This window comes from Phocaeicola sp. GP0067, assembly GCF_031119655.1.
In the GTDB taxonomy this organism is placed as follows: Bacteria; Bacteroidota; Bacteroidia; order Bacteroidales; family Bacteroidaceae; genus Phocaeicola; species Phocaeicola vulgatus.
The window spans coordinates 155,870-163,280 of the sequence record NZ_JAVHZY010000011.1 but is presented as its reverse complement, the minus strand read 5'-3'; the positions used below and the strand labels follow the sequence as shown (position 1 = coordinate 163,280).

The 7,411-nt window shown below is 42.9% G+C and carries 4 protein-coding genes; 1 reads left to right on the top strand and 3 read right to left on the bottom strand.

What is annotated here, in order from left to right; genetic code table 11:
• Window positions 1–1,447: 1,447 nt before the first annotated feature.
• Window positions 1,448–3,061: a VapE domain-containing protein gene (locus RE317_RS10955; protein ID WP_074783481.1), complete on the top strand. Its 1,614-nt coding sequence runs from the start codon at window positions 1,448–1,450 to the stop codon at window positions 3,059–3,061.
• Between the two features lie 127 nt (window positions 3,062–3,188).
• Here the strand turns inward: RE317_RS10955 and RE317_RS10950 are convergent, their stop codons facing one another.
• From RE317_RS10950 to RE317_RS10940, 3 genes are all read right to left on the bottom strand, one after another.
• Window positions 3,189–4,502 carry a FimB/Mfa2 family fimbrial subunit gene (locus tag RE317_RS10950; RefSeq protein WP_117873428.1) on the bottom strand — a complete coding sequence of 438 codons (1,314 nt, stop codon included), beginning with the start codon at window positions 4,500–4,502 and terminating at the stop codon, window positions 3,189–3,191.
• A complete protein-coding gene (locus RE317_RS10945; RefSeq protein WP_057280932.1) occupies window positions 4,499–5,494 on the bottom strand; it encodes a fimbrillin family protein in 996 nt (331 codons plus the stop codon). The genes RE317_RS10950 and RE317_RS10945 overlap by 4 nt, the downstream gene beginning before the upstream one ends.
• Window positions 5,495–5,791: 297 nt before the next feature.
• Window positions 5,792–7,402 carry an ATP-binding protein gene (locus tag RE317_RS10940; RefSeq protein ID WP_057280931.1) on the bottom strand — a complete coding sequence of 537 codons (1,611 nt, stop codon included), beginning with the start codon at window positions 7,400–7,402 and terminating at the stop codon, window positions 5,792–5,794.
• Window positions 7,403–7,411 lie beyond the last annotated feature (9 nt).

Below are 7,411 nucleotides of genomic sequence, written 5' to 3'. Positions count from 1 at the left end.
CTGGCTGATTAGACTGTTTTATGAGCTTACAACTGCTGTTTTTAGATGCTGGGAACACATAAATCAAAGAAATCTTCAAAAGATCGCAGCTTAAAGAAAATGAACAGATTTGTATAGTGATGAACAAAAAAGAGGTGCATCGTGCATTACGACACACCTTCTATTAAATTGAATTAGCTTAATATTTTATTTAATAATTGGAACAGAACTCGGCTTTCAGGAGATGAATATTCTTTTTTACTGGTCAGATTTTCTAACAGAATATATTGTTTTAGTACATATAGATAATAGAAATCATGTAATGCTATTATAGTGGCATTGGTTAATGTGTTTTTAATGTGTTGGATGACAGTTGATTTTCCACAGTAATTACTATTTTAATATCAACACATGTTTCATAAACAGGCCTCGCAATTGTTTTGCATATAATAAAATTGTTCGTTAGATGAATTCCTAAAAAGAAAGCGAAGAAAGAATTACTCCGTTGCCGGAAGCATCATTTGTATATTTTGCAAATATACCTTCTGTTTGGAGCAGCAAGAATTGTGATATAATTTATCTTGAGTATAGAAATACCGGGAGGATTATTGTTACATAGCCTGAAAGATATAAATCTTTCATACCAATCATAAATCAGGCTCAAAACATGGATGATCATCTGTTCATTCGCAGGTGGAAATGCTGAGATTATCTTCATTTTAAATGCCTCAGCGATAAAATCCGGTTGTTCCTTTTCTCCTTTCATCTATCGCTGAAACTCCCTGCCCATAGGCGTTCCGGCTATGAAGGGGCTCCTGTCATTGCTCTGTCAGCCTCCTTTCAGCCTGCTCTTTCACATTTTTTGTGAAGGAATAAAACGATACGGGCTGAAATGGAAGTGAGGGGAAATGGTTTCAGATTTAACCGGCTGATTTTCTGTGCATATTACATAAGATGACAGGATGAGGGGAAAAGGGAGCGTATCGGATTAGTGGGGGAGTAATACACGGAACAGACTAGGTCTGTAAGCTGAACAGGCTAAGTCTGTGCACTGAACAAGCTGGCGTGTTTTAAAAACGTATAGTTGTTTTTTAAAAGCCTGAAGATGTTTTCTTAAAAGTTGAAGACGTATTTTTTAAAGCTCAAGGTGTATTTTAAAAACATAAAGGCGTATTCAACAATAACATTAGTAACGTATAAGCCCCAACATTAGTAACGTGTCAGCTCGTATGTTAGTAACGTGTAAGCCCACACGTACATAAGCATCGGGTCACACATACGCAAGCATCGGCCTACACATACGTATGTATTGCGCCCTGTATCCATTGAATTTTGCACCAAGTTCCATTAAATCTTGCACCAAGTTTCATCGAATCCTGCACCAAGATCTGCCATATTTCCGCCCCCTCTTGACAAACGCCTTTTTATGTTGTATATTTGTAGTTTGCCAAACTTAAAAAAGTAACTCATGAATGTATTCGCTACTCTCAAAACAGTCTTCTTCGGAAGCAAATTCCTGTCAAGCCCTGTTCCTATTGACGGAACACCGCGTCGTGATCTCGTATCCGCTCTCAACGGGCTGATGCCGCTTTGCCGGACTATACCCGGCGTGCGTCTGGCGCTGGATATCCGCGAGGGCCAAGTAGTTCTGGCATTGAACTGGACTCCGCGCACCGACGGGAATGCTCCCACGGGCAGTTACCACTACATCGTGTCGGACGAAGACGGAGTAAGAGAGATGGCCGACTCACAGGTTCTTCTCACTGAAAACGGTAAGGATAACCTGCCGGGGAGTATGGACGATTCTCGGACACATCCGACAGTCTCAACTGAAAAGACAGAGAAGGATTCCGCTCACTTGAAAAAAGATGTTCAGAAAAAAGCGGAACCAATCTCCTCAGAAGATACTGGCAAGAAAGCGAAATCACATACCCTGATGCAGGAAGTGACCGCTTTCCTCACCTCCCGCTACCGCTTCCGGTTCAATGTGCTTACTGAAGAAACTGAAGTGGCAAGTGTAGAAAACAACATTCCCGATACTCATCTGCGTTACGCCAAAGTGGACGAACGATGGATGAACTCACTAAGTCTGGAGGCTATTGAAACGGGCATAGACTGTTGGGACAGGGACATTCAACGCTTTGTGCGCTCACGCCGCATCAGTGAATACCATCCCTTTACTGCCTATTTTGAACAGCTTCCCGAATGGGACGGCACGGACCGGGTGTCCGCGTTGGCACGCAGGGTGTCCGACGACCCGGTATGGGTGAACGGTTTCCACCGTTGGATGCTGGGACTCTCTGCCCAATGGATGCAGCTCAATCCGGATAACAACCGCGCCAACAGTGTGGCTCCCCTGCTGGTGAGCAGTCGCCAGGGATTGGGGAAAAGTACGTTCTGCCGTCTGCTGATGCCCGATAGGCTGAAATCCTACTACACGGAAAGTTACGACCTAAGCTCCCCGGCATCCGCCGAAGCCAAGCTGGCTGCCTACGGATTAATCAACCTGGATGAATTCGACAAACTAGGTGCGTCCAAAATGCCTTTGCTGAAGAACCTGATGCAAGCCTCCGCACTGAATATCCGCAAGGCTTACAAACACAGCGCTTCATCGCTTCCCCGTATTGCCTCGTTCATCGGCACCAGCAACCGGGAGGATTTGCTGGTAGACCGCACCGGCTCACGCCGCTTTCTTTGCGTCAGTCTGAAGCATGCCATAGACTGCACCACGTCCGTAGAGCATAAGCAATTGTACGCCCAGCTTAAAACAGAACTTCTATCCGGTGAACGAAGCTGGTTCAATAAAGAAGAGGAACAGACTATACAGCAACATAATGCCCTATTCTACAAGCATGTACCCGAAGAAGAGGTGTTCCGCCTTTGCTTTCGCTTTGCTACAGAAGAGGACAATCCGCAGGAAGTGCTTAGCCTCTCCGCCACCCAACTGTTTGAACGTATGAAGGCCGCCCATCCTTCGATCATGAGAGGGATGACCGCCTACAGCCTGAGCCGTATCCTGCCCCAGCTGGGCGAACGGGTACATACCACCAAGGGAAATGTATACCGGGTGGTAGAATGTTAACTTTCAATTAATTGAGAATTTATCTATGGAAATGAGATTCCCGGTATGGAAGTCGATTAGACGCATTCACACTCTCAAGCATATATTGTCAAGAAGTGTGAATGCCCTTTTCTAGTATATGAATGGGTCATCCGGCATCATAATGAGCGCTGCATACCAAACGTATTTTGTATTTCACCGTACTCCCTGCCTGTAAAAATTTGGATGAGGTTTTAAATCCGAATGCATATATGCTCCCGTTATGATCATATACATACCGTTTCTCAATATCCAATAACGGGTCTCCGTTTCTTAATCCCTCTATGGTTTCATTCAGTTCATCCAGTGATGATCCGCTGAACGTCTTATGCAATATTTTTGCCTCCTCTTCAGTCGGAAGATGCCATCCGTCTGCTTCCTCCTGTATGATATTCCGCACATCGGAAGCGAATCCACTCCACTCATCCAGACTCATCAACAAAATATCCGCCCCTGTGGAACTTGCATTCTCTATGCCAGCTACAATACCGCCGTTCCAGATACCGCCAATTTCGGGTAGCCCGGAAAGATCCGGATTAATGGGAGGCGGCTCACTACCGCCATTACCTTCATCAGCACCGCCAAAATTGAATTTGATGTCTACCGGAGCCTTCCATTCACCTGATATCAAACTGCCCCCTACCGTGACATCACCCGAATAGCTACCCCCGATATTCAATGGTACGTTCGCTTCCGGCTTTCCTTTGAAAGTGTATCCAAACGTCTTTGTCTGACTATTATCTTCCAAGGTTATGGAAAAAACGGTCTGAGAGCCGCTCCCCGGAAAAATATAAAAAGGCTTTGCACTCCAAATTCCACCCGGCTCAAACTCACAAATAATTTCCGTACTCTTGTCTTTGCCGGAATACTCCCTTGTAAACGACAGGGAAGAATATAAAGGCGAAATCTGCAAACTCACCTTTTTAACGTTTGCCGGTATATCTTCCAAACTGATATTGACTAAAGATACAGCATAATAGAGGGTTACAGAAACAGATATATTTTTCTTATTGGCAATTGTCACAGTTGAAGTGCCCATCATTAGCGCGCGTGAGCTTCTGTTATTTTCTTTCATAACAATTACATCATCAAGGCTAGGATCTTTCGGAACGATATATTCTTCTCCCAAACCGGCTATTGCAACAATAGTATATCGGGCAGGAGGTAACTTCATTTCAATCTGGGCGTTATCTGTCATTTTCAGACTGGCAGAACAGCTGCCGTCCTCTGCAAACGCATAGATATAGGCCGGATAATTAATCTGGGATTCTCCGCTAGACCTGGCAGATATCTTTAAAGGAAGATTTGTTTGCGAGACTCCGTCTTCATCGTCTTCTTCATCATACATCGGGCGTTGGCAAGAAACAGCAGACAGTAGCAATAGAAACAGAAGCACCTTTAATTCGGTTAATCTATAATTCATAACATATTATTTGTTTGTGGGTTTATTTCTTCTCCATTTATAACTATATCCTCTTCTTCATTTCCCGGAGTCCAACCCGAAATACTTCCTCCCGTTATAATTACATTTCCGTCTTTTACTACAATATTGTATTTATGAATACATCCGGACAATAAGCCCGGAGACAGGTCGTCTCGTCGTGTTATGTAATATTTGTTGTTACGGGTATATTCAATGGTGAGATTAACAGAATGGTTTTTCACGGCTTTCGGATCAATGTTTCCGTCATTCTCGCCCCCGTTCAGGATAAAATAAAAAGAAACATCCTGATTGTTCATGGTGTGTGACGGAGTAATCTGGAAGGTTTCCTTGGGAGTTTCGCTGATGGTGATGCTGTTCGTTTCAAAGGAGTAGTATCCTTGGGTCGTCAACCCATTTCCTTCAAGTCTGATTTTGTCAATAACGGCCTGTGCCATATCTCCTTCACCCTTTATGTTTATCTTTAATAGTGACAAAACGTGCTTAAATGAATAATCGCCCGAAAAGGCCACATTGCCAAGGTCGGTATCGTAGGAAAGCTTCCTGGATGCTACTAGAAAGTCATATTGGTCAATATTTTCCCAAGTCCCGTTCTGGCTGTCGAGAGAAGGCATTTTTATATTTTCCTTACTTTCGGCTTTGGAACCGGAGTGGGGATAATATGCGTAAAAAGTATGTTCCTGGTTTTTATCTTTCCAAAAGACACTCTTTTCTGTAGTCCAGGAAGTTCCATCGAATATCCAGCGGACGGCGCTGTCATTGTCCATAAAAACACCTATATCATCGGTTTTACTAAAACTAGCGATGGCATTTTCATGATCTTGCAAGTAGCGTGCTCCGGAAACTGTTTTCCCGATTCTTGCCATAATGGATACCGTGTACTCTTTTTCTTGTGATTGCTCTAATTCCTCACTACCTTGGCAGGCAGAGAAGCACATGAACGTCAATAGCGATACATACAATGATCTTTTCATTCTTTTATTTTATAATAGTGAGGGACAAAACATCAGCTTATCCGTTAAAATTAAAATGAGGACAAGTTGAATTGGTCGAGGATTAAAGCATGTCTGCTTATTGTCGGTAAGAAATTAAACTTGTGTTCGGCTGCGAAAATAATTCATTCTTTGCAAAAAGAAAAGCAAAATGATAAAAAGATGAAAATTAAATGAGTTATGCCGGAAACAGCATGAACATTCTTACCGGTATATTCCCATAAAAAATGATGGAAGATAACCTGTAGTTTAACGCTTCAGGCTGACTATGACTAAATCTTATTTGTAAATTATCTCCTTCCATTCTTCCACAGTACGTGTAAGGGAAGAAAAATTCACCCCGATACAGACTATTTTACGGTTATCGGTCAAATAAGATCGGGCATAGCCTTTCTCTGCTATTTGCTGTAAAGCCTCCTCTGCTGTTCCGTCCATCTTGAATTCGAAAATGTAAACATATTCGTCCATTTCCAATATGCAGTCCACTCGTCCGAAGCTCTGGCGATTCTCACAATGGATTGCACGGCAATAAACTCCTATCAAACGGAGAATCAGATAAAAAGTGTATTGGAAATGTTTCTCAGTCATATCCAATTCCTTCAAGGAAGCGTGAGAGTCATACGGGATGCTTGCAAGAAAGGCGGTCAGAGAATCACAAAAAGCGGAGGTGTTCCCTTGCTCAAGGCAAGTAACAGCATCGATAATCCAACTGTTGACCTCTCCACCTCCGGGTTTCAAATAATGTGCTGCCAATACGGACAAGAACCCTTTACGCACCTCATTATTGGGAAAATCGAGCAGATAAGTTCCCATACGTCTATTATATTCTTTAATAGTGAGATATCCGCTCTGATAAATCATGGGTAGAGGCTGTTCCACATCAGCCTTATAATCCACAAACAAAGAGGGAACATAATAACGTCCGGCAAGTTCGTTTATCTGCTCGCGGCTGTGTTGCAGCAGACGAACCAAATAGGTGGGAGTACCTGTAGAGAACCAGTAATCACGAATTGCCATACTGTCAAAAGCATTAAGAATGCTGAACGGATTGTAAATGTCGGTCATCCTCTCTCCAAAATGATATCCGTCATATTGCCGTCTGAGAAGTTCCTTCATTTCTTTCACTGTGTACTGATATTTAGCAGCCAACTGTATGGTGGGTTCTTCGAAAAATGCTTCCAGCTCATTCTGGGTGATACCGCACAAGGCTTCGTACCGTTCATCCATACTGATATCCTTAGGCTGGTTAAATCCACTGAAAACACTTACTTGGGAAAACTTTGTTACTCCGGTCAACAATACGAATCTCAAGTATTGATCGGCTCCTTTAAAGGTAGAATAAAAGGATTTCAATATTTCCCGGTTATGGTTCTCCAACAGAACTTGCTTTCCATAATCATCATAAAAACAAGCTTCCGTATCTAATACATCCAAAATAGGTTTGTCATATTCATCAATCAGAACCACCGCACGCCGCCCTGTCTGTTCATAAGCTCGGCGAAGTATTTCAATGAAACGGGTTCCTATGGTTGTATAATTGGGATTCTTGCCATAAATATCTTCCCAGTTCCCTAAATAGCCTTCAATGGTAGCCTCCAGAATTCCGGGTTGTGTATACAGTCCTCCATTAAAGTCTATACGGAAGATAGGATACTCATACCAGTCCTTTTCCAATCCGTCGATTTCCAGTCCGGCAAACAAATCTTTGCGTCCCTGGAAATAACAGGCAAGGGTACTTACCAGCAGGCTTTTGCCAAAACGGCGTGGACGGCTCAAGAAATAAGTCTTGCCTTGTGTTACCAAGTTGTAAATCAAACCGGTCTTATCCACATATACATAGCCATCTTCACGGATTTGGTCAAAACTCTGTATTCCAATAGGGTATTTCATATTTTGTTG